The following is a 26,105-nucleotide window of genomic DNA, read 5'->3' as shown; positions in this document are numbered from 1 at the left end:
CGTTCACTTCAAGCTGCGCTTGCGCTCGATCAGCTGCATGATCAGCGGCGTCAGGATCAATTGCATCGCGAGATCGAGCTTTGCGCCCGGACACACGATCGAGTTCGCACGCGACATCCAGCTGTGCGGCAGCATCGAGAGCAGATACGGGAAGTCGATGCCGCGCGGATTCTTGAAGCGGATCACGACCATCGATTCGTCCGGCGTCGGGATCCAGCGCGCAATGAACGGATTAGACGTGTCCACCGTCGGCACGCGCTGGAAGTTGATGTCGGTCTCGGTGAATTGCGGGCAGATATAGTGGATGTAGTCGGGCATCCGCCGCAGGATGGTGTCGGTGACGGCCTCGGTCGAATAGCCGCGCGCGCTGCGGTCGCGGTGCAGCTTCTGGATCCATTCGAGATTGATGACGGGCACGACGCCGATCTTGAGGTCGGCATAGCGCGCGACGTTCACCTTGTCGGTGACCACCGCGCCGTGCAGGCCTTCGTAGAACAGCAAGTCCGAATTCTCCGGCAGCCGCTTCCATTCGGTGAAGGTGCCGGGCGCCGCGCCGTGCAGCGCGGACTCTTCTGCGTCGTGCACGTAATGCCGCGTCGTCGCCGTGCCGGTCTCGCCATAGTCGCGAAACGCGCGCTCCAGCTCCTCGAACAGATTGGTCTCGGGGCTGAAATGGCTGAAATGCTTGTTGCCGCGCTCGGCCTCCGTGGCCATCTTCGTGCGCATCTCGGCGCGGTCGTAGCGATGGAAGGCGTCGCCCTCGATGTAGACGGCGTTGACCTTCTCGCGGAAAAAGATTTGCTCGAAGGTCTTCTTGACCGAGGTGGTGCCGGCGCCGGAGGAGCCGGTGATGGAGATGATCGGATGCTTCCTGGACATGGGACGCCCTCCTACAGCCGGAAGAAGCCGCGGCGCGCGAACAGCGGCGCGGAGACGCTGGCAACCAGCAGCGGATCGCAATGCAGCTCCTCGAGACGCCGCACCTCGTTGCTCGAGCCCATGATCAGCGGCACGCGTTGATGCAGGCTTTGCGCCGACAGGTCGAGGATGCGCTCGCGCCCGGTCGAGGCCGAGCCGCCGGCCTGCTCGATGATCATGGCCATCGGATGCGCCTCGTAGGTGAGGCGCAGACGACCGTCGCCATAGCCGGGACGCGCGTCCGAGGGGTACAGGAACACGCCGCCACGGGTGAGGATGCGGTAGGCTTCCGCGACAAGCGAGCCGATCCAGCGCATGTTGAAATTATGATTGGCGGGGCCCTCGACGCCGGCGAGGCATTCGTCGATGAAGGCGCGCACCGGCAGATCCCAGTGCCGGCGGTTGGAGGCGTTGATCGCGAATTCCTCGCACGCCTCGGAGATCTGCACGGCGCTGCGGGCGAGGCGGAAGCAGCCGGCCTTGCGGTCAAGCATGAAGAAGTCGACGCCGTCGCCGAGCGTCAGCACCAGCGAGGTTTGTGGACCGTAGGTGACGAAGCCCGCAGCGAGCTGCGCCGAGCCGCGCTGATGGAAGGCAAGGCTCAGATCGTCGGGCGCGGGCAGGATGGAAAAGATCGTGCCGACGGTCATGTTCAGGTCGATGTTGGAGGAGCCGTCGAGCGGGTCGATCGCGACGCAGATCTTGGCTTCGCGGTCGCCGATCTGCGGCTCGCGCATCTCCTCCGACGCCAGCGCTGCGATCGAGAGCTTGTCGAGGCAGCGGCGCAGGATCGCATCGGCCTGCACATCGAGATCACGCTGGACGTCGCCGTCGCTGTTGCGGCCGGTGGTCAGCCTGGAGGCGTCGGCGAGATCGCCTGTCGCGATGAGGTCGGTGATCTCGATCGCCGCTGCCGCGATGGCGTCGACTGCGGCCGCCACAGCGGGCCCATGCGGCGCCGTCTCGGAATACCGTTGAAGGTGGTCGTCCAGCCTGAGTTGCCCGGTCATCTGCGTCCATCCCCCTGCTGGCGCCGCATCCAGTTCCCTCCCGCTGGAGGTCGGTGCGGTCAGTCCCAGCACGATGAGATTGACAGGGCCGGCTTAATAAGGAAAATTTCTATTCATAATGAGTGCCAAAGAATTTTCTTATAATGGCCCCGGCCACGCAGCAGCCCAGCTCCGGCATCTGACGATCCGGCAGCTGCGCTCGCTCGCGGCGCTCTCGGCCAAGGGCAGCGTCACGGCGGCCTCCAGCCATCTGGGGCTGACGCAGCCGGCCGTGACCCAGCAGCTGCGGCAGCTCCAGGACCTCGCAGGATTGCCGCTGGTGCAACGGACCGGCGACGGCATGCTGCTGACCGAGGCCGGCCGGGAAGTGCTGGCGCTCGCCGAGCGCGTCGAAGCTGCGATCATGGACTGCCAGGGCGCGCTCGACCTGCTCGCCGGGCGCACCGGCGGCACGGTCCATCTCGGCGCGGTCTCGACCGCGAAATACTTCGTGCCGCATGCGATCGCGGCGTTCTCGAAGCGATATCCGAAGATCGAGATCAAGCTCACCATCGGCAATCGCGAGGACATCCGCGAAGCCATGCACGGCTACGACCTGGATTTCGCGGTGATGGGCCGGCCGCCGCCCGATGTCAGCGTCGATGTGCGTCAGCTCGGCCGCAATCCGCACATCATCGTCGCGCGCAAGGGGCACTGGCTGGAGCAGGATTCCGGCCTCAGCCTGACCGACCTCGTGCACGAGACCTTCCTCACCCGCGAGCCGGGCTCCGGCACGCGCACGCTGATGGAGGGCATGTTCCAGAAGTCGGATCTCGAGCCGATCATCGGCATGGAGATGAGCAGCAACGAGACCATCAAACAGGCCGTCATTGCCGGGCTCGGCATCGCCTTCATCTCGGCCCACACGGTGGCGCACGAGCTGGCCGAAGGCCGCCTCATCGTGCTCGATGTCGCCGGCCTGCCGATCGTGCGGCAATGGTACGTGATCCGCCGCAGCGACAAGGTGCTGCTGCCGCCGGCGCAGGCGATGTTCGATTTCCTGGGCTCGGAAGGCTCGAACTATCTGCCCGACGTGCCCGAATTCGGCGGACGATAATTCGCCGGCGCTCAGCTCATGAGCTTCATGGCGACGGTCGCCGCCAGCACCACGATGATCTGGAGCAGACGCTCCGTCGTGAAGATGCGGTTGAAGGTGGTCATCGCTTGCCCCCGGCCGACGTGAAGCGGATATCGATCGATAGGGTGCTAGCACAAGCCGGCATCGAGACAACTCCGTAGTCGCCCCGGGCCGCCCGCCCCTGATCGGACCGATCGCGCCCCGCCTGGCGCGGTTAACGATCAGGCCGCGAGCGGGGCGGCGTACTCCACGCGCGTGGCAAAATAGGCTTCCAGCTCCGACAGTGCGCGCGCTTCCCAATCCCTCGCCTGCTCCAGCAGCGACCAGCTCTGGCCCGGGCGGAATGCGGCGGTCTGGCGATAGAGCGATGCGATGCCGCGATAGCGGCGCACATTCTCCAGGATGGCGTGACCGTTTATTTGGCCGTTCATTGAAAACTCCCTCGTCATTCCCGGGGGAGAAATTGCGGCCAAATCTTTTTCGAAAAGTTAGCGGCGCGCGGCAAGCTCGCGATGGTTGCCGGACTGTTGCGCACGTGCCACGCGCGCGGTCGCGCACCGACGATCTATTGCGAATTCGTTGCCGCGCTTTCGCCCGACGGCTTCAGCCCGCCGCGGCTGATGATCACCATCGTCTCGCGGCAGAGATCGGCAAGGCCGATCAGGAGCACAGAGAGCACGCAGAACAGGTTGATGGAATCCGCGTTCGCGCTGGTCAGCGGCATGAACTCGAAGAAGGGCGGGATGAACGCCCACCACACCAGCGGCACGGTGAGCAGCGCCGCGAACGCCGCCGCCGGCGCGCCGGCGACGATGCCGAGCACGAACAGGCTGGGCAGGAATGCCGCGAAATAGAGCTTCGCGCCGAGCGCGACGCAGATGCCTTGAATCGCAGCCGACGCTGCGACGGCGCCGATTCCGAGCAGGAACGCCTGCCACGACCATGGCCGTACTCGCGGTACGCCAAACAGTCCCGCACGCCTCATCAGCCTCCCCCTGCCGCCCGTTAACCAAGGCCGCTTGCGACCAAAGTACTACAGCGCTGCGGGAATCGCGAGATCGAAATTGGGGCTGCGGCCGAGGTTTGGTAAACGCCCGCATGGCACCAATCGCGGCCCTACTCGGTGGCGGCGTAGAGCAGGCCCGCGACCGGCAGGGCAAGGCCAATGGCCGATGCGAGCATCCAGCCGCCCTGCGCAAAGGCCCAGGCGCCGACCGCCGAGCCCGCTGCGCCCGCCGCGAAGAACGTCGCCATGTAGAGGCCATTGAGGCGGCTGCGGTGCTCGTGCCCGAGCACGAAGATGGCGCGGAAGCCGAGCACGACGTTGCCCTGCACGCCGATGTCGATGGCGATCGCGGCCACGACGAGGCAGGCGAGGTTCAGCAGCGAGCCGGGCGCACCGAGATAGGTCGCGAGAAAGCCGGCGGCGGCGAGCAGCATGGCGACGCGCGTCGCGATGCGGCTGTGGCCGCGATCGGCGAGCCGTCCCGCGATGGGAGCTGCGAACACACCGGCGACGCCGGCGAGTGCGAACAATGCGATGCCGCGCTGGGTGAAGCCGAATTCACTGGCGAGCTGGAGCGGCGCCACCGTCCAGAACAGGGTGAAGCAGCCGAACAGGCTCGCCTGATAGAGCGCGCGGCGCCGGAGCAGCGGCGTGGTCAGGGCCAAATGCGGCATCGACAGCAGCAGCGTGCCGTAATGCATGCGCGCGACCGGCTTGCGCTTCGGCAGCGCCATCCACAGCACGGCCGCGAGCACGATCATCAATGCGGCCGAGCAGAAGAACACGGCGTGCCAGGACAGAGCCGCCGTGACGAAGCTCGAGACCGGGCGCGCGAGCATGATGCCCAGCATCAGCCCGGTCGAGACGTTGCCGACGACGCGGCCGCGGATCGCTTCGGGCGCCAGGTGCGCGGCATAGGGAATGATGATCTGCACCGCGACCGAGCCGAGGCCGATGAACAGCGCCGCGATCAGGAACGGCATCGCGTGGGTAGCGAACGCGGCGGCGAGCAGCGAAGCCGTCCCGAGCGTGATGACGGAGCAGATCAGCGCGCGATTCTCGATGAGGTCGCCGAGCGGCACGATGAAGAGCAGCCCGACGCCGTAACCGATCTGCGTCATGGTCACGATCAGCCCGGCCGCTTCGTGAGACAGGCCGAGCGCGGCGCTGATCGGGGCGATCAGCGGCTGGGCGTAGTAGATGTTGGCGGCGACCATGCCACAGGCCGCCGCCAGCACGAAGGTCAGTCGCTGCGACACCGCACCCGGCCTGGGCGCAATCTCGATCGTGGCATTCATCGTCATTTCACGTGGTCTCCAACTAATCGGGAACGATCATTCCCTAATAAGACATAAATTCAGGCGAGCAGCTTCATCGCGACGCCGACGAGGCGCATTCCGTCGAGCAGCAGGCGCGCCTTGCCGACGACGCGCATGCCTTGCGTGATGCAGATCATCAGCCGCGCGGTGTCGTCGGGCTCGACATGGCCGGGAATCGAGCCGTCCGCCTGCCCCTCGCGGATGAGGCCGGCGATGAAGCTCTCATTGCTCTCGAGCTGGGCGCGGACGCGGGCGGCGACCGCGGTATCGACCGCCGACAGCTCGACCGCACTGCCGACCACGAGGCAGCCGCGCCGCCCCTCGATGCCCTGCGAATGCGCGACGTAGGACAGCAGCACGCTGCGCAGCCGCTCGCGGCCGTTTTCGCCGCGCGCCGCCGCGCTGCGGGTCTGCTCCTGGCGCATCGCCGTGTAGCGCTCGAAGGCGGCGAGGAACACCGCATGCTTGTCGCGAAATGCCTTGTAGACGCTGCCGGTGGCGAGCCGCATCGCCGCGGTGAGGTCGCCGATCGAGGTGGCATGATAGCCGCGCTCGCGAAACACGCGCACGGCGCGGTCGAGCGCAGTATCCATGTCGAACTCCCGGGGACGACCGGGCGGACGGGCTGTGGGCTGGGATCGGCGGGCTGCCTTTTGCATTGCAGTATAATAGGGAATGATTGTTTCCTAATAAAGACACGTGGTTGTGATGAGGTGGCCGTTTTGCGGAGCCCGCAACTCTCGTAAGCGGCGCGGGCTTCGTTCTCCCAACTCCGTCATTCCCCCGCGAAGGCGGGGAATCCAGTACGCCGCGGCCTATCGATTCAATCACGACCGCCTCGGAATACTGGATCGCCCGGTCAAGGCCGGGCGATGACAGCGAGCGTGTGGTTACCGACATGCGTATTCGCCCTCGCGGCCCAATTCGCCCGAGCTTTGCTTGATCTCTCCACCCTCTAAGCCAAGAGGGCGCAGGGAAGGCCGCATAGGCGTTAAGGTAGCGCAAGCATTGATTGATATTGACGTTTTCGGGGAGGCTCGCGCAGGTGCCGCCCGAGCGCTCGCTTACTGCGGCGCAAGCGGCGGATGGTTGGTTGTGGAATGATTGCTTGCAGCAAGGATGCAACGAGTTGTTGCAAGATACGCCAACCGCCAGGTGTCGTCAGGCGGCCTGCTTCCAGTGGGGAGAGTCCTCGAAGTCGCGGACAAGCGGCTCGAGCAGCAGGATAATCAAGAGGTGAGCCAGCAGGTAGGGCTTCGCCGAACGCTGATCAGTTCCAGGCGGTGTCTTGAGACCAATCAGGCTTTTCAGTCGCTTGAAGCCAAGTTCGATCCGCCATCGCAGTCGATAGAGTGCAAGCACATCCTTGGCGGAGAACTCGTCCCGTGCGAGCGACGTGACCAGAATGACCCAATCCGCGGCTTCCAGAGTCCCTTTGGAGATGATGCGGTTTTCGTCTCGTGCGTCTCGCCGAGCTTTACGACGCGAAGCCGCGGCCGCACCGGTGGGCTTCTTGACCGCAACCAGACGCATAGCCAGAGGCGCCCCGTCCTTGCGTTTGATCCAAATCCTCCGATCGATCAGTCCGCGTGCCTTTGCCGCACGCAATTGGGCCATCAGATCGAATGGAAGGCCTTGGGCATCAAGCCAGCGCGCGTTCTTCCAGCCTGCTCGGATCAGAACGTCGGCACCAGCCGCGCGGACAGCCGCGATGCGGTCAGGTTGCAGATAAGCGCGGTCAGCAATGCGGATCTCGTTCTTGACTACTGGTATCCGGTCAAACGTTTCGCCCTCTTGCTGATCCGTTAGCTCGAAGTGACCAAAGCGCTCACTTGGCAGATCAAATGCACTATGAAGCCGCCAAAGCTCACTGCTCCTGCGGGCAGTCGGCCCGGCCTGAGGTACTGTCGTCGCATCGACGATGCGGATCAGGCGGCCTCGGCTCGCCTTCGGCGCTGCCGCATCGAGCAAGCTCTCCACCAGCACTGCAAACCAATCGCCACATTGACGCAGGCGATAGAACAACGCCACGCTGCTGAGGTCCGCAAGGCCAACAGAAGCCGCCCACGCAGCTGTCGATCTCAATCCTCTTTCCCCTAAACAATAGGCCAGCATCAGCCGAAGCAACGCCACCGCGTCTGGAATTTGGCGCCGCCGCGCGAAAGCCTTCGTCTGGCGCGCGCTTATCTCAAGCTGCTCAGCCCCACCCAGCTGCGCAACCACTCTCGTCCAGTCCTCATTTAGAAGCGATTCGTCTGCCATGCCCCTTGGAATCACGTGTGATTCCAACACTCAAGAATAAACTTAACGCCTATGGGGAAGGCCGGGTGCTGACCTCGCACCCGCGGTCTGCTGCGCGAGATAGCGCAAAGGAGACCGCACAGCAGCATACAGGTGGTGCCAATCACTCGGCCTTCCCTGCGCGATGGTCGGACGGCGTATGCCGCGCTCTCCCGGGAGCCGAGTTCCTTCTGGCCTCCCTCACTCTCGCGAAAGTCACCGGCCATCGCGCCGGTTGACGCGACTGCCGCATCCGCAAGAGCTTGACCGTAGCAACGACGGCCAGGACCACACGGTTTTGCCGTACGCACGGCCCGCCATTTCGCCGCAGTTTTCGCAGCCCTGTCGACGGGGCTGCGAAACTTACAGGCGAGACCGACCTGACAGCGCCGTCCGTCCACGCGAAGCCTTAAGGGCTCACGGAGAGCAATCCGCCCTGCCTCTGGCCACTCGCGCCCGACGCTGCTGCGTCCACCGCAAAGCCCGGCTCGCGACAATGACGACCTCATGATCGCCCCTCAAGGATGAGCCGGGATGGCCGACACATACGACAAATCCGAATTTCGGCAAAGCGGAATATTTTTGCGCCGCTGGGTTGACAGAGAAGCGAAACAGGCCGGTCCCCCAGCCCGCATGGAGCGCAGCCCAATCCGGCACAGTGCAAGATGCCGCGCGAGCGGCCCCGGACTGCGCTTTCGCTCCATCCGGGCTGCGGAAGCATCACCCCTTCGACAGCACCGGCGTCCCATCCGCCATCGTCGTCACGCCTTTCCGCTCGACGATCATCCCGTAAGCCCGCGGCTGGCGGTGGACGTCGAAATTGAAGGTGGTGCGCTTGTAGGAATTGCAGAGATCGAGGTCGCAGCGCGCCAGCGCGATCTCGTCGCCCTTGGTGGTGCAGGCCGCGATGATCTCGCCCGAGGGCGCGATGATGCAGCTGCCGCCGATCTGATCGACGCCCTCCTCGAGACCGGCCTTGGCGACCCCGACGACGAAAGTGCCGTTCTGATAGGCACCGGCTTGCATCACCAGACCATTATGAAACAACGAGAGATCGTCATGCTCGGGCGCGGGTGGATTGTGCACCGGCGTGTTGTAACCGATCAGCAACATCTCGACGCCCTGCAGACCCATCACCCGATAGGTCTCGCTCCAGCGGCGGTCGTTGCAGATCGCCATGCCCATGACGCCACCGAAGGCATCGACCACGCCGAAGCCGCTACCCGGCTCGAAGTAGCGCTTTTCCAGATGCTGAAACGCGCGCCAGGGCTCGTGCTCGGCATGACCGGGCAGATGGACCTTGCGATACTTCAGGACAATCGCGCCGCTCTTGTCCACGAGAATGGACGTGTTGTAGCGCCTGACGATTCCGGCCTCCACCGCGAGCTCGGCATAGCCAAGGCAAAAGCCGATCCCGAGTTCGCGCGCGAGATCGAACAGCGGCTGCGTCTCAGGGCCCGGCATCTCGCGCTCGAAGAAGCTGTCGACCTCGGCCTGGTCCTCGAAGTACCAGCGCGGAAAGAACGTGGTCAGCGCCAGCTCGGGATAGACGATCAGGTCGCAGCCGCAAGCGCGCGCCTCGCGCATCAACGCCATCAGCCGCGCCACCACCGCGGTCCTGGTCTCGCTCCTCGCAATCGGGCCGAGCTGGCCGGCTGCAATAGTCACAAATCTCGCCACGACTCATTCCTTACGTTTCTGATCGCGTCGGACCTGGAGTTGCCCAGGCACCGCGCGCAGCCGCTTTGGACCCCCCGTCGGGACCATCGTGCGACGGCTCGCCGACAATACCGGAACTTTCGTTGCCGATCTGCAACGGTTCCCCGCGATCTGAAGCCGGACAAAACAAACTCCCATTCCGGCCACGAACCGCTCTCACAACGCCGTGAGGACGACAGGGGAATGACGATGCGTGCACAACGCGTTTGGAAAGTGAATGGGGCTGCCAGCATCGGGCAGCTCCAGTCGAGACTGGACGATCTCAACAAGCGTCTCAGCCAGCTCGAAGGCCAGAATCCGGAGACCTGGAAGCTCGACGAGCTGAGATCGAGCGCGCTCAGGCTGTCGCGCGAGATCGACGACATCCGCTGCGCGGAAGCGACGGCGGCGCTGAGCGAGCTCTTGCGGAAGTAGCCGGCGATTCGCTCGCCGCCCAGGAACCAACGCGTCCCGCCGCCATTTCCATGAGAGCATGGAGCAAGGTCATGAGCAGGCACCTGACGCGAGCCGATCTCGCGCGCGGCGTGGCTGGCGCGGTATCCACGCTGGTCGTGTGCGCGACGGCGGCCTTTGCCATCGCACGCCATTTCGCGCTGTGAGGGATTTCGCATGACATCCGACCCTGAGGAGTCGGTGAGGCTGCAAGGCTTTGGCGAGATGACGTTGCGCAGCGCGATCGCGACGCTGATGGCGCTCGGCGAGCGCGAGCGATCAGATGCCGCCATCTTCCGCATCCGCGACGGCTCGCGTTTGGCGTCGAGCGAGATCGCCGAGCTCGCTTCCGACTGGGGCATGACGCCGATGGCTGAGGTCAGGTCGCCGCGACTGGCGCCGGATCAGCACTGGACGGACATCGTTCGCGGCATGGTGCGCGAGGCCCCGCTGCCGTCGCTGATGGTGGCGTTCTTGGTGGGCGTCCTGGTGGCGCGGCGATAGCAATGCCGCTCGCGCGGCCTCGGCCGCCGCTGGAAGCCATGCCGCCGCAACAGGCTGCCCCGCCCATGCCAAATCGGCCGTGGACCCGTCCCGAAAATCGTTGCAGAAAGACACCTGAGGCGCTGGCGGCCAATCCGCCAAGCCTCTGGAAAACGTCAACTTTTGGAATAATGGTCGGAGTGGCAGGATTCGAACCTGCGACCCCTGCGTCCCGAACTCGCTGCGCTTCCCGGCGCCCCTTGAATTTTCTGCCATTTTTGTGCGCCTTCCTGATCGATCTTCTGCTTTCGTTCACGTCATTCTTGGGCCCTTCTTGGGCCCGTGCGCAGGCATGGCAGGTATGGTAAGGAGCTTTCCTACCAATTAGATTTCGGGGATGCCTGCCAATCTACCCAAAGACCATCTTGTCGCGTTCGCGCATCGCCTTAAACGTTTGCTCGACGAGCGGCAGTGGTCCGCCGCCGAGCTCGCTCGGGAGGCGAGCAAGTTCGTGCCTGAGACTCATCGCAAGAACGGCAAGCGATACATCGTGGGTCGGCACCTGGTCAGTGCGTACTGCCGCGGCGAAAACGAACCGAACTGGACTAACCTCGGTTACATTGCAAAGGCCCTGGGTGTCCAACCGGAAAACCTACTGCCCCCAACACACAAGCCGCCCGCGGTTCAGATAGCTCAAGCTATCACTTCGCTCGGCGGTCGAACGCGCCTCATCATTGATGCGGAGGTAGAGACCTCGGTGGCAATGGAAGTCATGAATCTAGTTCAGGCGGGGCTGGCCAAACACGACAACTGATACGCGGCCACCTATGTGTGACGCATTTGGATTTCCCGAATAGCACGGCAACCGATCGTCATGAACGTCAACATAGCCATCCAATGCGATACCTGCGAAGATACGACTAACTGCCGCATTGGCATGTCGAATCGTGATGAGCAACCGTTTCGCTTCTGTTGCCAAACCTGCGGCTCTCCTATCGACATTATTGTCCGCAACGATGGCCCCGGAGAGTTCGTCGGAGCCAAACAAATCCCAGACAAAGTCCCATTTGATGAGAACATCAATTTCGTCGATTTGCATCTCGATTTCCCAGTCTCATTTGAAAAATATGTGATGGGCAGAACACCGTTCATGCGCGCCCTCGCTCGCACGGACCAGAACGGCATGATGATCCATAATCATCGTTTGAACTTTCTCAATGAAGAGATGTCCAAAGCACGCTTTTTTAAGCTCATCCTCAAACTCTATGCTTCACGCAAACTGACGCCGTTCAAGATGAGCCTGGTGCGAAATTTCGGCATCGAGGTAAAGTCGGACGCTCCGGAGGATATAAACGCCGCTCTTTACACGCTGATCAGCAATTTCATGATGCCCTTCGACTACCCGTGGCAGAACAGCGAAGCGATTGAACTATTTCAGCAAGCGATCGGCGACATAATGAAGCGATGCCCCGAAGCCGTGAAAGCCTTCATGGAGGAGATGATGGACACATCATTCCTCAAGAATCTCCAAGCAGATTGCCTTGGTATTTACCCTCGAATACTCGACGCTGAGCTTCCGTTAAGACCCGCGCTTTTTCTCGACTTTGATCAAGAGTTTGAGAACAACCCAGTTGCGATGAGAGTTTCGAATGCAGACTTCGAAAGTACAAAGGATCTGTATAAGGACATATCCGAAGTGATTTCACGCCAGCTCGTTCTGGTGGCCGGCATCAACAATCTCCTCAAGCGAGGCGATCACAATGCCTTCCAGCCTGAGATTGGGAAAACCAAGGGTGGCAAAGACTACACCCCGAAAAATCTGCACGACTTTGCAGACGTTCCGTTCGGAAACAAGCTCCAGTTTGTGGACGATGCTTGGTTCGATTTAATCGATGGGAGCGCCGACAATAAACTGCGAAACGCTATCGCTCATCACAAGACCGACTATGATGAGATATCCCAAACATTGACGTACTATCCGAGAAAGGAGGGCATCAAGGAGGAGAAAGGCGAATCAATTTCGTTTCTTTTATTTCTTAGGCAGCTTCTGATCTCATATAGAGAAATGCACAGGTTGCATCATCTCATCAAATGTCTCTTCTATCTTCAATTCTTTATCTTCGACAAAGTTGCTTCAAGGAAAGAAGGCGAAAGCGCCTAGAGGCAACTCGCGAGAATGCAACGAAGCGAAGCGGTCGTATTTCCTCGCTTGGATCTAACCTATGGACCGTTGAGTTAGTCGCAGACTTATTTTCGTCTCGTCCTACGAAACACGAATAGACCGAGCATTTCTGGCCAGATCTACTTGGGCGTCTTCAAGTGAGCGGCACTTCGCCAGCGCTGTGCATACCGATCCATACCTGCTGTTTGAGCGGCGCCTTGCGTTTATGGATCTTGTCAAATTCCGCCTTTGGCAATTCTTGGATGAGGCTGAATGCAGCCATCCTGTGCGTGCCATCAATCAGACTAATGCCATCCGGCTTCTGCATGGTGACCAACGCCCTTGGAAAACGGGCGTTGTCTTTCAGATAGAGCCACGGCTGTGCGATCCTTCTCTTCGTACTCGCGTCGAGATTACCGCTTTTCATTCCGGAAACCAGGTCAGTTACATCCGCCCGAGCTTTGACGGTTAGAGCATCAAGTTCGCACCGTACTTTTTGCTTCTTCCACTTAACATTCTTCCACCAGGAAAGCGGTCGTCCGCCAAGGAGACCATTCCAGCGGTGATCGCCTAAGGGATCGGGAGGTGGCCAACCGCAGTCGGGTTCATTGGCGAAGTAAAGCAACCATTGCTCAATGACATCCTGCGGCCACCCCGGGAGGTCTTTTTGAATATCGGCAATCGAAAGCATGTGCCTGCCCGGGGCTACTGCTTCAAGAGCTTTGAATACTTCTCGCTCAGGATAGAGAATACCTTCACGAAGCGCTGATCATCGGGCAGCATCTTCGAGGGCTGCGTCGTCATACGCGCCATGAATTCCCGCGCCGGTCTGGTCTTATTGAACTTCAAGCCTATGGCTTCAAACGCATCTTCGTAGCGCTTCACTATTCGAGGTATATTCGGGTTAAGCACGAGCTTTTTACCCTTCAATTCCGCTTTGTAAGTGTCGCCGACGAGCGCCTCATAGACCGATTGGTCGAGCAAGTCCTCGATGTCAGCCTCTTTAGGGGGAACATCGAATGCCTCGGTTACAAAGGTAATCTCTGTCGGCTTGAGGAGCTTATTCTTTACGAGATCTTCGAATGTCTCACGCCCGGCGCGATCATCGTCAAGGAGGATCAGTACGTTCAGATCTTGCGACGACAACAGCGCAGCCATGTACGACACTTTGCCAGCACCACCAACCGGCATCAGAACCAGATCTTCCGGAAGACCGGATTTACCAATCGCGGTCAGGTGTGCGCTTACCGACGACAATATCCAAAAATCTGTGATGCCTTCGATGATGAGGTTGTTGTTCCCAATGAACAAGGTTTGAGACAGATGGTAGCCAAGAGCTGCCTGCAGCGGAAACAGCGTGCGGGAATCTCCCGTTGGAGTGTTGGTTACAGTAGTTCCGGCTGCCGGATCGATATTTACGGTCCGCACGATCTCGATTGCGTCGGGTGGCACCATGAATGGCGAATGCGTCGTGTAGATGATCTGATTTTTGTAGTCCTCGCGGAAATGCCTCAGAAGGTTTTCTTGCGACTTGGCATGCAAGTATAGGCCGGGCTCGTCCAGAAGCAGGACAGCGCCGTCCGCGTTTCCGCCTTGAGTATCCGCGGAAAACGTAATGTAAAAAGCAAAAAACCAACGAAAGCCTCGGCTACGTTCGTCCAGGTTGATTTCAACGGGATAATCCGAGTTAGGATCAGAAACGAGCACCGACAGATAGGGCCCGTCGATATTGAAGCGAACCGTAAGTTGCCGATCCTTCCACAGGCGACGTATCTCGCCGGTAACCAAGGAACCGGCCCGATTTAGAATCTGTCCGCGAGTTTCGTAGTCATTCAAGTTCTTATGCAAGAATGCGGGGTCGAAGTCCGCTACTTTGGCCAGCTTCGCGAAATTCTCCTCGCTCATCTTCTTTGTTGGATCTTCCCCACGATGATTGACATAGTGGTCAAGATTTTGATGCCCAAGCAGTTCAGGAAAATCTGACACATAGATAAATTTGGGAAGCCATGATTCGACTAGGATACGCGCTTTCTTCAACGCTTCGTCGAAGCCAACGACAGCGTCAGCCATGGCTTCAATATCGGCAAGTAGCTCGTCTTGTGAGTCATCGAGCATTATATTCGCTGCACCGAGCGCCTGACGCACATTCGTGGCTGTAGTCTTCAGGGTTGTCGCCCAAGCTCGCTGCTGCTTCGTGTCATTGACGGGACTTGTCGCTGCGTCGAACGCGGTCCAAGCGGCTGCGCAATTTGCTGCTTGGGGATCTTCAAGCGCCTCCAGTTTTGGCGCAAGAACAGGCTTCAGGCGCCTGAATGTTCCCGCTATTTTCTTCGCATCAAGCGTTGGCTCATCTGCTTTGATGGAAACCCAAAGTGGCGGCTCGTAACCTCGGCCGATAGCGACTTCTTCAAGATGAGAAGTATTGGGCAGAAGCTTCTTTAGCTCAGCGACTTCCGATTGATCGAGCTTCCACCAAGACCAAACGACGGGCGTATCGGGCTTGCAGTCCTCAATGCGCCTGCTGCGTGGAAAATCCTTGATCTTCGTAAGCGGTCGACGGTTGTCCGGCGGATTCAGTGTCGCAAGCGCCAACAAAAGATTTGACTTGCCGCTTTCGTTACGACCCACCAGCGATGTCAATTTGGCTACGTCAATATCACCACTGTCTTCCACGGAACGGAAATTCTGAACACGGAACTTCGCAAGCAGCATGAATCGTTCCCCAGCCCCACACTTCTATCACGCGATCGTACATCGCGATGCAACTGTAAGGAAAGGATGGGTCGACGGTATTGAACTATTGGAGAGACTACTTCGCGCGAATGTCCACAGACACAGCCTAAGAGGCGCCTTCGGGCCAGGGAGCCCCATCGAAGATCCGCGCACCCTGCGTACTATCCGCTGGGGGCGCAGGTAATTATTTCTTGGGCCCTTCCTTGGGCCCCAGAAAATGCTACAGGCTTAAGCCATTGAAAATAATGGTCGGAGTGGCAGGATTCGAACCTGCGACCCCTGCGTCCCGAACGCAGTGCTCTACCGGGCTGAGCCACACTCCGACAAGAAGGCGGCTTATAGCGTCGGGTTTGACGCACTGCAAGCGGCCGAGCCGAGGAATTTTGTCCCTGTGAGAACGGGTCTCGAGACACTGATTTTGCCGGCCGGCGAGGCCGGCGCGGAAGCCGCCGCCCGGACCTTGGCCGCCGGCGGGCTGGTCGCGTTTCCGACCGAGACGGTCTACGGGCTCGGCGCGGATGCCGCCAACGCCGCCGCGGTGGCCCATATCTACAGCGCCAAGGGACGGCCGGCGTTCAATCCGCTGATCGCGCACGTGCCTGATATCGCCGCTGCGCGCCGCATCGGCCGGCTCGACGGCCGCGCGCTGAAGCTGGCAGAGGCGTTCTGGCCGGGGCCGCTGACGCTGGTGGTGCCGAAGACGGAGAACTGCCCGGTGTCTGATCTCGCCACCGCAGGCCTCGACACGGTCGCGATCCGCATTCCCGCCCACCCCGTGGCCGAGGCGATTTTGCGCGCTTTTGGCGGAGCGGTGGTGGCGCCGTCGGCAAACATCTCCGGGCACGTCTCGCCGACGCTGGCGGCGCATGTCGCCAGCGACCTTGCCGGGCGCATCGACCTGATCATCGACGGCGGGCCGGTCGCGGTCGGCGTCGAATCGACCATCGTCGGCTGCTTCGAGGCGCCAATGCTGCTGCGGCCAGGCGGGCTGTCGCGCGACCGGATCGAGGCCGTGCTCGGCGCGCCGCTGGCGCGGCCACCGGCGGACGCCGAGAGCGACGACAGCCAGCCGCTGGCGCCGGGCATGCTGGCCTCGCATTACGCGCCGCGCGCCCATGTGCGGCTGCACGCGCAGGACGTCGCGCCGGGTGAAGCGCTGCTGGCGTTCGGGCCTGCGCGTCTGCCGGGCATGGAGGCGGCCGCGGCCGTCATGAATCTGTCGCTCGCGGCTGATCTCGATGAAGCCGCCGCCAATCTGTTCGGCTATCTTCGCACGCTCGATGCGAAGGCACCGAAGGCGATCGCAGTGATGGCGATCCCCGAGGAAGGCTTGGGCGAAGCGATCAATGACCGGCTGCGGCGCGCGGCAGTTGCGCGTTAAAGCGCGATGAGCATTGGATGAATCGTCATCGCGCTTTAGGTTGCTGTTTACGCATGATCTTTCCGGAAAACCGCTTCGCACTTTGCGCTAACGCAGCCCTTCGGGTCCGGATCATGCTTAGAACGCGGGATGAAAGAAGACGACATGAACATCAATCAATCCGCCGCCCCTCCGCTTGCGCCCGAGCTGATCGAGCAATTCCGCAAGATCGTCGGCGATCGCCACGGGATCACCGATGCGGCCGACATCGAGGCCTACGTCACCGAAGAGCGCAATTTGTTCCACGGCCGCACGCCGCTGGTGCTGCGCCCGGGCTCGACCGCGGAAGTCTCCGAAATCTGCAAGCTCGCCTCCGCGCACAGGATCGCGCTGGTGCCGCAGGGCGGCAATACCGGTCTCGTCGGCGGGCAGACGCCGCACAATGGCGAGGTGGTGGTGTCGCTGCGCCGCCTCGACAAGATCCGCGAGGTCGACACCGCCTCGAACACCATGACGTGCGAGGCCGGCGTGGTGCTGCAGGTCGCGCAGCAGAAGGCCTCCGACGCGGACCGGCTGTTTCCGCTGTCGCTCGGCGCCGAAGGCAGCTGCACCATCGGCGGCAATCTCTCCACCAATGCCGGCGGCACCGCCGCGCTCGCCTATGGCGTCGCGCGCGAGATGGCGCTGGGGCTGGAAGTGGTGCTCGCCGACGGGCGTGTGCTCAACGTGCTGTCGAAGCTGAAGAAGGACAACACCGGCTACAATCTGCATAACCTGTTCATCGGCGCCGAAGGCACGCTCGGCATCATCACCGCGGCGACGCTCAAGCTGTTCCCCAAGCCGCGGGCGGTCGAGACCGCCTATGTCGGGCTGAAGTCGCCGGAGGCGGCGCTCAAGCTGCTGACGATCGCGCAGAGCGAGGCCGCCAACGCGCTGACGAGCTTCGAGCTGCTCTCGCAGATGGCGGTGGATTTTTCGGTGCGTCACGGCATCGACGTGCGCGATCCGCTGGCGGAAAAACATCCCTGGTACGTGCTGATGGAGCTGTCCTCGCCGAGCGAGGACGCCCGCACGCCGCTGGAGACGATCCTGGCCCGCGCCATGGAGGAGGAGATCGTCGACGACGCCGTGATCGCGGCCAGCCTCGCCCAGCGCAACAATTTCTGGAAGCTGCGCGAGGAAATGTCGGCGGCGCAGAAGCCGGAGGGCGGCTCGATCAAGCACGACATCTCCGTGCCGGTCGCCGCCGTGCCCGCCTTCATCGCGGAGGCCGATGCTGCCGTCGTCAAGCTGATCCCGGGCGCACGGCCGGTGCCGTTCGGCCATCTCGGCGACGGCAATCTGCACTACAATGTCAGCCAGCCGATCGGCGCCAACACGGCGGATTTTCTCGCGCGCTGGCACGAGATGAACGCGGTGGTGTTCGAGATCGTGCTGCGCATGGGCGGCTCGATCTCGGCCGAGCACGGCATCGGCGTGCTCAAGCGCGACGAGCTGCCCGAGGTCAAGGACAAGACCGCCATCGAGCTGATGCGGTCGATCAAGGCGATGCTCGACCCGCTCGGCATCATGAATCCGGGGAAGGTGCTGTGAGTATTCTTGCGATCGATGCGATCGGGGATGCCGACGTCGAGAACGTCGTGGCGCTGTGGCAGCGCTGCGGCCTGACGCGGCCCTGGAACGATCCGCACGCCGACATCGCGCTGGCGCGCCGGCGCGACAACTCGACCGTGCTGATCGGCCGCGATGGTGGCGCAATCGTCGCCACCGTCATGGTCGGCCATGACGGCCATCGCGGCTGGGTCTATTACGTCGCCGTCGACCCCGAGTGCCAGAAGCGCGGCTACGGCCGCGTCATCATGGCGGCGGCCGAGGACTGGCTGCGGGCGGCCGGGATATCGAAGCTCCAGCTGCTCGTGCGGCGCGAGAATGCACCGGCGAATGCGTTCTATAGCTCGCTCGGCTTCGAGCTCTCCACCTCCGTGATGTTCCAGAAGTGGCTCGACGGCCGCGCGACCACGCCAAGCAACTGAGCTGCGGCCCCGGGCGCAGCTGCGCTCTCCCTCGCTCCGCAAGCGGGGCGAGGTGAAGAAAAGAAGGACAGCCATGACCATTTCCGACCGCGTCCGCATCAAGGACGTCCGCGTGCTCTCGGACAATTGGACGCCCCTGAAGACCACCACGTTCGAGTACCGCCGCGCCAATGGCGAATGGCAGACCCAGCATCGCGAGACCTATGAGCGTGACAACGCCGCGGCCGTGCTGCCCTACAACCTTGCCCGCCGCAGCGTGATCCTTGTGCGTCAGTTCCGCCTGCCGGCATTCATCCGCGGCTACGACGATCTCCTGATCGAAGCCGCCGCCGGCGTGCTGGACAATGCTTCGCCGGAAGAGCGCATCCGCGCCGAGGCGGAGGAGGAGACCGGCTATCGCCTGCACCATGTGCACAAGGTGTTCGAGGCCTTCATGAGCCCCGGTGCGATCACCGAGAAGCTGCATTTCTTCGTCGCCGAGTACGAGCCTTCGATGCGGGTGAGCGACGGCGGCGGCCTCGCGCATGAGGGCGAGGACATCGAGGTGCTGGAGCTCGGCATCGACGAGGCGCTGGCGATGATCGCGGACGGCCGCATCATCGACGCGAAGGCGATCATGCTGCTGCAATACGCCGCGCTGCACGTTTTCAGGTAGGTGATGCCGGCGCCTCTTCCCTGGAGGGGGAGGGTCGGCTCGCATCTGAGCGTAGCGAAGATGCGAGACGGGGTGGGGTGACGGTCTCTCCGCAACGAACAGTGCCCGTGTGGAGAGATCACCCCACCCCGCTCGCGCTGTGCGCGATCGACCCTCCCCCTCCAGGGGAGGGTAAGTGACACCGTGCGCGCGGCTTCATCGTCGGCTGCAATTCTGACCTGCGCCGCCCTGCTCCCCGTTGAGCAACCGCAAAACTATCTCTAGTCTGGCCTCAACCAAGAACCAGGAGACGCGCCCATGTCCGCTCCGCGCGACGACGAATTCGGCTTTGCGCCCGACTATGATTCCCCCGTCCCTTATATGCAGCGCACGCGGGATTATTACGCGGCGATCGGCTACACCACGCCGTATCGCTGGGCGCATTACACCGAGGCGCCGTTCCGGCCGCTGAAAAAGGCGCTTGCGCAATCGCTTGTGACCATCATCACGACGGCGGCGCCGTACGATCCTGACAAGGGCGACCAGGGTCCGGGCGCGGCGTATAATGGCAGCGCGAAGTTCTACCAGGTCTATGACGGCGACACCTCGAAGCAGCACGACCTGCGCATCTCGCATATCGGCTACGACCGCAAGCACACCTCGGCCACCGACAGCGGCACCTGGTTTCCGCTGCCGCAGCTGTTGAAGGCGAGCGCGGCGGGACGGATCGGCGAAGTCGCCCCGCGCTTCTTCGGCGCGCCGACCAACCGCAGCCATCGCGTCACGATCGACACCGACGCGCCGGAGATTCTTTCGCGCTGCCTGGCCGACAAGGTCGACGTCGCGGTGCTGGTCCCGAACTGCCCGGTCTGCCACCAGACCACCGCGCTGGTGGCGCGGCACCTGGAGCGGAACGGCATTTCGACGGTGATCATGGGCTGCGCCAAGGACATCGTCGAGCACGCCGCCGTGCCGCGGTTTTTGTTCAGCGACTTCCCGCTCGGCAATTCCGCCGGCAAGCCGCACGATGTCGCCTCGCAGGCGCAGACGCTGGAGCTGGCCTTGAAGTTGCTGGAGACCGCGAGCGGGCCGCAGACCACGATGCAGTCGCCGCTGCGCTGGAGCGAGGATGCCTCCTGGAAGCTCGACTACAACAATGTCGCGCAGCTTTCGCCGGAAGAGCTGGCGCGCCGCCGCGCCGAATTCGACAAGCAGAAGGAGATCGCGCGCGGCAACCGCGCCGCCTGACATCCTCCGATAACGATAAGCAATGGGGAGAGCGACGTGACGCGACCGTTCGAGGGCGTGAAGATCCTGGACTTCACGCAAGTGCTGGCCGGCCCCTATGCGAGCTACCAGCTCGCGCTGCTGGGGGCCGACGTCATCAAGGTCGAGCGGCGCGAGGGCGAGGACATGCGCCGCACGCCGCTGTCCCGCGAATGGGCCGAGCGCGGGCTGGCTCCGGCGTTCCAGGCCATCAACGGCAACAAGCGCAGCCTGACGCTCGACCTGCAAAAGCCCGATGCGATCGCGATCGTGAAGAAACTTGCGGCAACGGTCGATGTGGTCATGGAGAATTTCCGCCCCGGCGTGATGGACAAGCTTGGCATCGGATATGAGGCGCTGTCGGCGGTCAATCCCAAGCTGATTTATTGCGCGGTGTCAGGCTTCGGCCAGACCGGGCCGGATCGTTTGCGGCCCGGCTATGACGGCAAGATGCAGGCGCTGTCGGGCATCATGGCGATCACCGGCCATCCCGAGACCGGGCCGACGCGCGCGGGCTTTGCGGTATGCGACGTGCTCTCGGGCGCGACCGCCGCGTTCGGCGTGTCGAGCGCGCTGTACCAGCGCGACCGCACCGGCAAGGGTCAGCTCATTGACGTCTCCATGCTGGAGGCGACGATGGCGTTCCTCTCGGGCCAGATCGCTGACTGGTCGGTCGCCGGTCATCGCCAGCAGCTGTCGGGCAACCAGGCGGTCAGCCGCAAGACCACCGCGAACCTGTTCAAGGCCGGTGACGGCTACATCCTGCTCGCCGTCAACAACGAGAAGCAGTACCGCGCGCTGATGTCCACGCTCGGCCGTGAGGATACGCTCTCCGATCCGCGCTTTGCCGACTGGTTCTCGCGCAACGAGAACGAGCCGGCCCTGCGTGCCATCATCGAGGAGGCGCTCGCAAAACGGCCGGCGCGCGAATGGGAGAAAATCCTCGAGGACGCCGGCGCGCCCTGCGCCAGCATCTGGAGGGTCGAGGAGGTCATCGACCATCCGCAAATCAAGGCGCGCGGCGCCATCCAGGAGCTGGATACGCCCTACGGCCGTCTGCGCTTCGCCGGCAGCGGATTCAAGCTCGCGCATGGCGGCGGACGGCTGGACCGGATGGCGCCGGAATTAGGAGCGGATACGGACGCAGTGCTTGGCGAGCTGGGCTTCGATGCGGCGGAGATCGCGGCGCTCAGGGCGCGCGAGATTGTGTGAGGACGCAGCCACAAACTCCAAACTGTCGTTCCGGACAAGCACAAGCGCAGATCCGGGACGACAGCGGAGTGAAGGGCGCCAGCTTGGCTAGAACAACGACCCCTGCCCGTCATCGGCCGAGCTCGCCGCAACTTTCCGCGCCACTCTCTTCGGCTTCGGCGCTTCCGCCTCCATCTCCTCCGCACTGATCGGCAACAGCAACTGCTCGTCGTCATTGGCGACGCGGTTGACGCGGGTCGAGACCGGGTGCCAGGCGAATTCGCCGATGCGTGGCGCCCTCATCAGCGGCAACACGTGATCGACCTCGTCGCCGCGGATCTCCAGCCAGCGCTCGAAATCGCGCGGGCTGATGGTGACCGGCACGCGGTCATGCAGCGCGGCGAGATCCTCGCCCGCCGCAGCGGTGACGATCGCGACAGTGTCGAGCTCCTCGCCGTTCGGACCGATCCAGGTTTCGAACACCGCGGCAAAGCCGAGCGGCTCGCCGTCGGCGCGGTGGATGAAGAAGGGCTGCTTGCGGCCCTCGATGGTTTTCCACTCGTAATAGCCGTCGGCCGGGATCAGCCCGCGCCGGCGGCGAATCGCGTGTCTGAACGCGGGCTTCTCCAGCACCGTCTCCGAGCGGGCGTTGATCAGGAGCGTAAATCCGCGGGGATCCTTGACCCAGCTCGGCAGCAGGCCCCAACGCATCAGGCGGAAATGGCGCGCGCCGTTCTCGATCAAAACGACCGGAATCGGTTGTGTCGGAGCGACATTGTACCGGGGCGGGAAATTCGGCTGCTCGATATAGCCGAACAGTTGCCGTAAAGCCGCGGGGGCTGAAGTTATGACGAAGCGTCCACACATCCTTGGGCCAATATAGGGTCCGTTGAGGTCCTTTTAACCCCGAACGTTAACACTGCGGCCGATGAGCTCAATGGCCTCCCAACCCGCGCGGACGCATGTACAGACGGGCCCCGAGGCCGAGGCCTGGGCCGAACGGCTGCGCGTGGCCAACATCAACCCGCGGACCGGGCTTGCCACCGACTATCTCAACCATTTCAATGAAGCCGTGATGCTGCTGGAAATGGTCCCCGACATGCCCGAATGCGCGGAAGATTTTCTGACCTGGTCGCCGCTGTCCTATGCCGAGCATTTCACGGCGTCGAATTTCAAGGCACGTGATCTCGCCATCGAGGCCTACGAGAAAGCCGATCCGAATGTGCGCGCCCAGTTCGACCACATCACCGACACCATGACATCGATTCTGACCGCGGTTGGCTCGGCCATGCGCGAGGTCGAGAAGGATTCGACTCGCGTCCGCCTCGCCGAGCAGGCCACTCTCTGGGTCAAGCCGCTGATCGCGGCCTGCGGCGGCATCATCAATGGCGGCGCGGAAGCCGACGTCGACACCATCATGGCCAACTGAGCCAGGGTCTCCAAGAAAATGTCGGCGGTCGTCCAGCCCACCCATCCCCAGATCGCGGTCAGTGCCGCGATCTTTCGCAACAGCAAGGTGCTGCTGACTCGCCGTGCCCGCTCACCCGCCAAAGGCTTCTATTCGCTCCCGGGCGGCCGCGTCGAGTTCGGCGAATCGCTGCACCAGGCGCTCAAGCGCGAGGTCGACGAAGAGACCGGCCTTTCCATCGAGATCGTCGGCCTTGCCGGCTGGCGCGAGGTGCTGCCGTCCGCGCCCGGCGCCGGCCATTACCTGATCATGTCCTTTGCCGCCCGCTGGGTGGCCAGGGAACCGGCGCTCAACGACGAGCTCGACGATTACCGCTGGATCGCCCCGGATGCGCTCGCGAGCCTCGGCGAGGTCAAGCTGACCGGGGGACTGGAGGACGTCATCCAGTCCGCTGCGCGCTTGATTGGCGCCTGACCATCCCGCCTTGCGCCCGCCGTCCCGAGGGGGCATACACGCGGCGATGTCCACGCGATCTCTGGCCATTTTTGCCCTGCTTCTCGCCTGCGCCTCCGTGCCCGCGAGGGCACAGGACGTGGCGGCGCCGTTTGACGCCGATTTGCAGCGGCTGGCCGAGATCCTGGGCGGCCTGCACTATCTGCGCGGCATCTGCGGATCCAACGAGGGCAACAAATGGCGCAGCGAGATGCAGGCGCTGATCGATGCCGAAACCCCCTCTGGCGAGCGCCGCACCCGCATGATCGCCGGCTTCAACCGCGGCTATAACGGCTTCCAGCAGACCTACCGCAGCTGCACGCCGGCGGCCACGGTCGCGATCCGCCGCTATATCGAGGAAGGCTCGAGGATCTCGCGCGATCTCACCGCGCGTTACGCGAACTGAAACTCTCTCCTCGTCATTCCGGGGTTCGCGACTTGGTCGCGCCCCGGATTGACAGTGACGGGAACCCTGTCATCGACTTTGTTCACAGCCGTTAACCGTTCTTAAAGATGTGCCCTAGCGGTCGTTAACGCCCGTGCTACACCTCTCGCACAGCGCATCGCCGTGGATCGCGCCCAGCCCTGACTGAGTTTCATGAGCCAGCCGATTTCCTACGCCCCCGCCCGCGCGCCGCTGCCCGATCACGAGCAGAAGCAGGCCGCCTTGAGCTATCTCAACGAGGCCTGGGCCGAGGCGCGCCATGACGGCGTCGATGGCGATTGCCTGGCGCAGGCGAGCCTGTTCGCCGCCTTCGCCGAGCTGGTCGGCACCTATGGCGAGGACGCGGTGGCGAAATTCGTCGAGGGTCTTCCTGGCCGGGTGCGCAACGGCGAATTCTCGGTCGGCGTCTCAAGGCAGTAAGCGCTTACGGCTCGATCTTGAGCGTCGCTTTCATGTTGGGATGATAGCGGCAGTAGTACTCGACCGTTCCCGATTTCTTCAGAACGAATGAGGCAGACTTCTTCGGCGGCAGCGCCACGTCAAAATCGGCGTTCTTCGCCGTGGCGGTGTGGGCGAAGACGTCCTTGTTGATCCAATTGATGGTGTCGCCGACCTTCGCCGACACCTCAGCCGGTGAGATCACGAGATTCTCCATCGTGATCTCGATGGTCGCGGCGTGTGCCGGGACGACCATCGGCATGAAGATGGCCGCAAGCGTGATCGCTGCGAGGCGTCCCGGCTTCATCTCACACCCTCCTACTTCAGCTCGGATGCGACGTGCTCGGCGTGCTGCTGATGGCCCTGAAAGATCTTCAGACCGGTCTGCAGCAGGCTTTTCAGCTCGGCATTGCTCGCCGACGGAATCAGCTGGGTCTCGAGCGCGCCATTGACCGTCTTGTGATAGGCGACCTCATTGGCGACATAGGCCTGGTCGAAGGCCGCGCCGCTCAGCTTATCGAGCTCGGCCAGCTTGTCGCTCGCCTGCTTCGACAACGCCTTGCTGGTGTCGTTGTCCTCAGGGGTCACGTTGAGCTTCTTGACCAGCGCCAGCGCCTGCTTGTTGACCGCCTCGTGGTCGCGCAGCATGTCGTCGGCAAACGCCTTGACGTCCTTGTTCTTGGCCTTCTTCTGCGCCTGCTTGGCAGCGTTGATGTCGATCACGCCGGCGGTGTAGGCGATGTGCGCGATCTGCGGATCGCTGAGCTTGTCGGCAGCGTGCGCGCCTTGCAGCAGCACGGGGCTGAACAACAGAATGGCTGCGGCGGTCGCCGCGCTCCAACGAACGGACATGGCTTGACACTCCTGTGCTGCCGGACGTTTTGCCGGCGCGTTGCTTCACAGGAATTGGATGGACGTCTCGCGCAAACGTTCCCGAAAATCTTCAGCCGCCGATGCCGAGCCGCTTCAGCACGGCCTCCGTCAGCCGTTCGCAGCGCCAGCCGGCGAACGGGAAGGCGTCCATCATCACCGGGCCGATCTCCTTCTCGACGTTCTCGCGCAGCATGGCGCGGGCGCGGTGCAGCCGCGTCTTCACGGTTTCGGGCTTGACGCCGAGGAGATCGGCGGTCTCCTCGATGTTCATGCCCTCCATGACCCGCGCGACGAACACCATGCGGAAGACATCCGGCAACTCGTCGATGGCGCGTTCGACGACGCGCTGGATTTCACGTTGGGCCATGGTCCTTTCCGGATCGCCTGCGGGAGAAACGGGAAATTTGATGATCTGCGCCTCGAGCGCCTCTTCGGGCACCGCGCCGAGCTCGACATGCGGCCTGGCGCTGCGCGCCCGGCCAAGCGCCTCGTTGATGGCGATGCGCGACAGCCAGGTCGACAGCCCGGACTCGCCGCGGAAGCCCTCGAGATGGGTGAAGGCACGGACATAGGTCTCCTGCACCACGTCCTCAGCTTCGCTGTCGCTGCGCAGGATGCCGCGCGCGAGGCGGTAGAGCCTGCGGTTGTTGGCCTGCATGATCTCGCGCAGCGCGGCCTCGTCGCGGCCCCGGGCCCGGTCAATCAGCTCGGCTTCCGATGTCCTGAGACCGGCGGAGAGGCCGGCTGCGGTCCGTTGCATGGCGGTCACCTGCTTGTTTTGCGTCAT

The 26,105-nt window shown here is 62.8% G+C and carries 29 protein-coding genes and 1 tRNA gene; 15 read left to right on the top strand and 15 right to left on the bottom strand.

Annotated features, from left to right (window positions below; all coding sequences use genetic code 11):
- Positions 1-3: 3 nt before the first annotated feature.
- Together AC5V87_RS11060 and AC5V87_RS11055 are read right to left on the bottom strand one after the other, a co-directional pair.
- On the bottom strand, positions 4-879 hold the full coding sequence (locus AC5V87_RS11060; RefSeq protein ID WP_456840025.1) for a phosphoribulokinase: 876 nt from the start codon (positions 877-879) through the stop codon (positions 4-6).
- Positions 880-890: 11 nt separating this feature from the next.
- Positions 891-1,928: a class 1 fructose-bisphosphatase gene (locus AC5V87_RS11055; protein WP_495370977.1), complete on the bottom strand. Its 1,038-nt coding sequence runs from the start codon at positions 1,926-1,928 to the stop codon at positions 891-893.
- A 118-nt stretch (positions 1,929-2,046) separates the two neighbouring features.
- On the opposite strand from AC5V87_RS11055, the gene AC5V87_RS11050 reads away from it, so the two are divergent.
- Entirely contained in the window at positions 2,047-3,024 is a 978-nt protein-coding gene (locus AC5V87_RS11050; protein ID WP_456840027.1) for a LysR family transcriptional regulator, read from the top strand.
- A 242-nt stretch (positions 3,025-3,266) separates the two neighbouring features.
- On the opposite strand, the gene AC5V87_RS11045 is transcribed toward AC5V87_RS11050, so the two are convergent.
- The 6 genes from AC5V87_RS11045 to AC5V87_RS11020 all read right to left on the bottom strand — a co-directional run bounded on the left by AC5V87_RS11045 (position 3,267) and on the right by AC5V87_RS11020 (position 9,330).
- On the bottom strand, positions 3,267-3,476 hold the full coding sequence (locus tag AC5V87_RS11045; RefSeq protein WP_456840028.1) for a hypothetical protein: 210 nt from the start codon (positions 3,474-3,476) through the stop codon (positions 3,267-3,269).
- Between the two features lie 134 nt (positions 3,477-3,610).
- Positions 3,611-4,030: a DUF4118 domain-containing protein gene (locus AC5V87_RS11040; RefSeq protein WP_456840029.1), complete on the bottom strand. Its 420-nt coding sequence runs from the start codon at positions 4,028-4,030 to the stop codon at positions 3,611-3,613.
- A 131-nt stretch (positions 4,031-4,161) separates the two neighbouring features.
- Entirely contained in the window at positions 4,162-5,355 is a 1,194-nt protein-coding gene (locus AC5V87_RS11035; RefSeq protein WP_495370976.1) for an MFS transporter, read from the bottom strand.
- 53 nt (positions 5,356-5,408) lie between these two features.
- Positions 5,409-6,029, bottom strand: a complete 621-nt coding sequence (locus tag AC5V87_RS11030) for a TetR/AcrR family transcriptional regulator (RefSeq protein WP_495370975.1) — start codon at positions 6,027-6,029, stop codon at positions 5,409-5,411.
- Between the two features lie 502 nt (positions 6,030-6,531).
- Complete coding sequence (locus tag AC5V87_RS11025; RefSeq protein WP_456836948.1) at positions 6,532-7,632, bottom strand: IS4 family transposase; 1,101 nt, start codon at positions 7,630-7,632, stop codon at positions 6,532-6,534.
- Positions 7,633-8,370: 738 nt separating this feature from the next.
- Positions 8,371-9,330, bottom strand: coding sequence for an N-carbamoyl-D-amino-acid hydrolase (locus AC5V87_RS11020; RefSeq protein WP_495370974.1), 960 nt, complete (start codon positions 9,328-9,330; stop codon positions 8,371-8,373).
- A 228-nt stretch (positions 9,331-9,558) separates the two neighbouring features.
- Here AC5V87_RS11020 and AC5V87_RS11015 point away from each other — a divergent pair, with 228 nt between their 5' ends.
- The 4 genes from AC5V87_RS11015 (at position 9,559) to AC5V87_RS11000 (ending at position 12,445) form a co-directional block, all read left to right on the top strand.
- The gene (locus tag AC5V87_RS11015) at positions 9,559-9,783 is read left to right on the top strand and encodes a hypothetical protein (protein ID WP_456840033.1); all 225 of its coding nucleotides are present in this window, start codon (positions 9,559-9,561) and stop codon (positions 9,781-9,783) included.
- Positions 9,784-9,978: 195 nt separating this feature from the next.
- Positions 9,979-10,305, top strand: coding sequence for a hypothetical protein (locus AC5V87_RS11010; protein ID WP_456840034.1), 327 nt, complete (start codon positions 9,979-9,981; stop codon positions 10,303-10,305).
- Between the two features lie 376 nt (positions 10,306-10,681).
- Complete coding sequence (locus AC5V87_RS11005) at positions 10,682-11,098, top strand: helix-turn-helix transcriptional regulator (protein WP_495370973.1); 417 nt, start codon at positions 10,682-10,684, stop codon at positions 11,096-11,098.
- A gap of 60 nt (positions 11,099-11,158) precedes the next feature.
- Complete coding sequence (locus AC5V87_RS11000; protein WP_495370972.1) at positions 11,159-12,445, top strand: hypothetical protein; 1,287 nt, start codon at positions 11,159-11,161, stop codon at positions 12,443-12,445.
- A 154-nt stretch (positions 12,446-12,599) separates the two neighbouring features.
- On the opposite strand, the gene AC5V87_RS10995 is transcribed toward AC5V87_RS11000, so the two are convergent.
- From AC5V87_RS10995 to AC5V87_RS10985, 3 genes are all read right to left on the bottom strand, one after another.
- Positions 12,600-13,136: a hypothetical protein gene (locus AC5V87_RS10995; RefSeq protein ID WP_495370971.1), complete on the bottom strand. Its 537-nt coding sequence runs from the start codon at positions 13,134-13,136 to the stop codon at positions 12,600-12,602.
- A 14-nt stretch (positions 13,137-13,150) separates the two neighbouring features.
- Positions 13,151-15,157, bottom strand: a complete 2,007-nt coding sequence (locus AC5V87_RS10990; RefSeq protein WP_495370970.1) for an ATP-dependent nuclease — start codon at positions 15,155-15,157, stop codon at positions 13,151-13,153.
- Positions 15,158-15,424: 267 nt separating this feature from the next.
- Positions 15,425-15,501: transfer RNA gene (locus tag AC5V87_RS10985), tRNA-Pro, on the bottom strand.
- A 68-nt stretch (positions 15,502-15,569) separates the two neighbouring features.
- Here AC5V87_RS10985 and AC5V87_RS10980 point away from each other — a divergent pair.
- The 6 genes from AC5V87_RS10980 to AC5V87_RS10955 all read left to right on the top strand — a co-directional run bounded on the left by AC5V87_RS10980 (position 15,570) and on the right by AC5V87_RS10955 (position 21,683).
- Positions 15,570-16,559, top strand: a complete 990-nt coding sequence (locus AC5V87_RS10980; protein WP_495370969.1) for an L-threonylcarbamoyladenylate synthase — start codon at positions 15,570-15,572, stop codon at positions 16,557-16,559.
- A gap of 144 nt (positions 16,560-16,703) precedes the next feature.
- Complete coding sequence (locus AC5V87_RS10975) at positions 16,704-18,131, top strand: FAD-binding oxidoreductase (protein WP_495370968.1); 1,428 nt, start codon at positions 16,704-16,706, stop codon at positions 18,129-18,131.
- Positions 18,128-18,571 carry a GNAT family acetyltransferase gene (locus AC5V87_RS10970; protein ID WP_495370967.1) on the top strand — a complete coding sequence of 148 codons (444 nt, stop codon included), beginning with the start codon at positions 18,128-18,130 and terminating at the stop codon, positions 18,569-18,571. Before AC5V87_RS10975 ends, AC5V87_RS10970 begins: the two co-directional genes overlap by 4 nt.
- A gap of 73 nt (positions 18,572-18,644) precedes the next feature.
- Entirely contained in the window at positions 18,645-19,226 is a 582-nt protein-coding gene (locus tag AC5V87_RS10965; RefSeq protein ID WP_456840100.1) for an NUDIX hydrolase, read from the top strand.
- A 297-nt stretch (positions 19,227-19,523) separates the two neighbouring features.
- Positions 19,524-20,453, top strand: coding sequence for a glycine reductase (locus tag AC5V87_RS10960; RefSeq protein WP_495370966.1), 930 nt, complete (start codon positions 19,524-19,526; stop codon positions 20,451-20,453).
- Between the two features lie 36 nt (positions 20,454-20,489).
- Positions 20,490-21,683 (top strand): CaiB/BaiF CoA transferase family protein, encoded by a 1,194-nt coding sequence (locus tag AC5V87_RS10955; RefSeq protein WP_495370965.1) that lies wholly within the window; start codon positions 20,490-20,492, stop codon positions 21,681-21,683.
- A gap of 87 nt (positions 21,684-21,770) precedes the next feature.
- On the opposite strand, the gene AC5V87_RS10950 is transcribed toward AC5V87_RS10955, so the two are convergent.
- Positions 21,771-22,529 carry an SOS response-associated peptidase gene (locus AC5V87_RS10950; protein WP_495370964.1) on the bottom strand — a complete coding sequence of 253 codons (759 nt, stop codon included), beginning with the start codon at positions 22,527-22,529 and terminating at the stop codon, positions 21,771-21,773.
- 61 nt (positions 22,530-22,590) lie between these two features.
- Here AC5V87_RS10950 and AC5V87_RS10945 point away from each other — a divergent pair, with 61 nt between their 5' ends.
- The 4 genes from AC5V87_RS10945 (at position 22,591) to AC5V87_RS10930 (ending at position 24,427) form a co-directional block, all read left to right on the top strand.
- Positions 22,591-23,091, top strand: coding sequence for a hypothetical protein (locus AC5V87_RS10945; protein ID WP_456840104.1), 501 nt, complete (start codon positions 22,591-22,593; stop codon positions 23,089-23,091).
- A gap of 18 nt (positions 23,092-23,109) precedes the next feature.
- Positions 23,110-23,544, top strand: coding sequence for an NUDIX hydrolase (locus AC5V87_RS10940; RefSeq protein ID WP_456840105.1), 435 nt, complete (start codon positions 23,110-23,112; stop codon positions 23,542-23,544).
- A 46-nt stretch (positions 23,545-23,590) separates the two neighbouring features.
- The gene (locus AC5V87_RS10935; protein WP_456840106.1) at positions 23,591-23,968 is read left to right on the top strand and encodes a TIGR02301 family protein; all 378 of its coding nucleotides are present in this window, start codon (positions 23,591-23,593) and stop codon (positions 23,966-23,968) included.
- A gap of 192 nt (positions 23,969-24,160) precedes the next feature.
- The gene (locus AC5V87_RS10930) at positions 24,161-24,427 is read left to right on the top strand and encodes a hypothetical protein (RefSeq protein ID WP_235539844.1); all 267 of its coding nucleotides are present in this window, start codon (positions 24,161-24,163) and stop codon (positions 24,425-24,427) included.
- Positions 24,428-24,431: 4 nt separating this feature from the next.
- Here AC5V87_RS10930 and AC5V87_RS10925 read toward each other — a convergent pair whose 3' ends face one another.
- The 3 genes from AC5V87_RS10925 to AC5V87_RS10915 all read right to left on the bottom strand — a co-directional run bounded on the left by AC5V87_RS10925 (position 24,432) and on the right by AC5V87_RS10915 (position 26,078).
- Positions 24,432-24,752, bottom strand: coding sequence for a cupredoxin domain-containing protein (locus AC5V87_RS10925; RefSeq protein ID WP_495370963.1), 321 nt, complete (start codon positions 24,750-24,752; stop codon positions 24,432-24,434).
- 11 nt (positions 24,753-24,763) lie between these two features.
- A complete protein-coding gene (locus AC5V87_RS10920; RefSeq protein WP_495370962.1) occupies positions 24,764-25,297 on the bottom strand; it encodes a DUF4142 domain-containing protein in 534 nt (177 codons plus the stop codon).
- Between the two features lie 91 nt (positions 25,298-25,388).
- Positions 25,389-26,078, bottom strand: coding sequence for an RNA polymerase sigma factor (locus AC5V87_RS10915; protein ID WP_456840109.1), 690 nt, complete (start codon positions 26,076-26,078; stop codon positions 25,389-25,391).
- Positions 26,079-26,105 lie beyond the last annotated feature (27 nt).

Source organism: Bradyrhizobium sp. SOJA106, from assembly GCF_059448745.1.
This window is presented reverse-complemented; position numbering and strand designations above follow the sequence as displayed.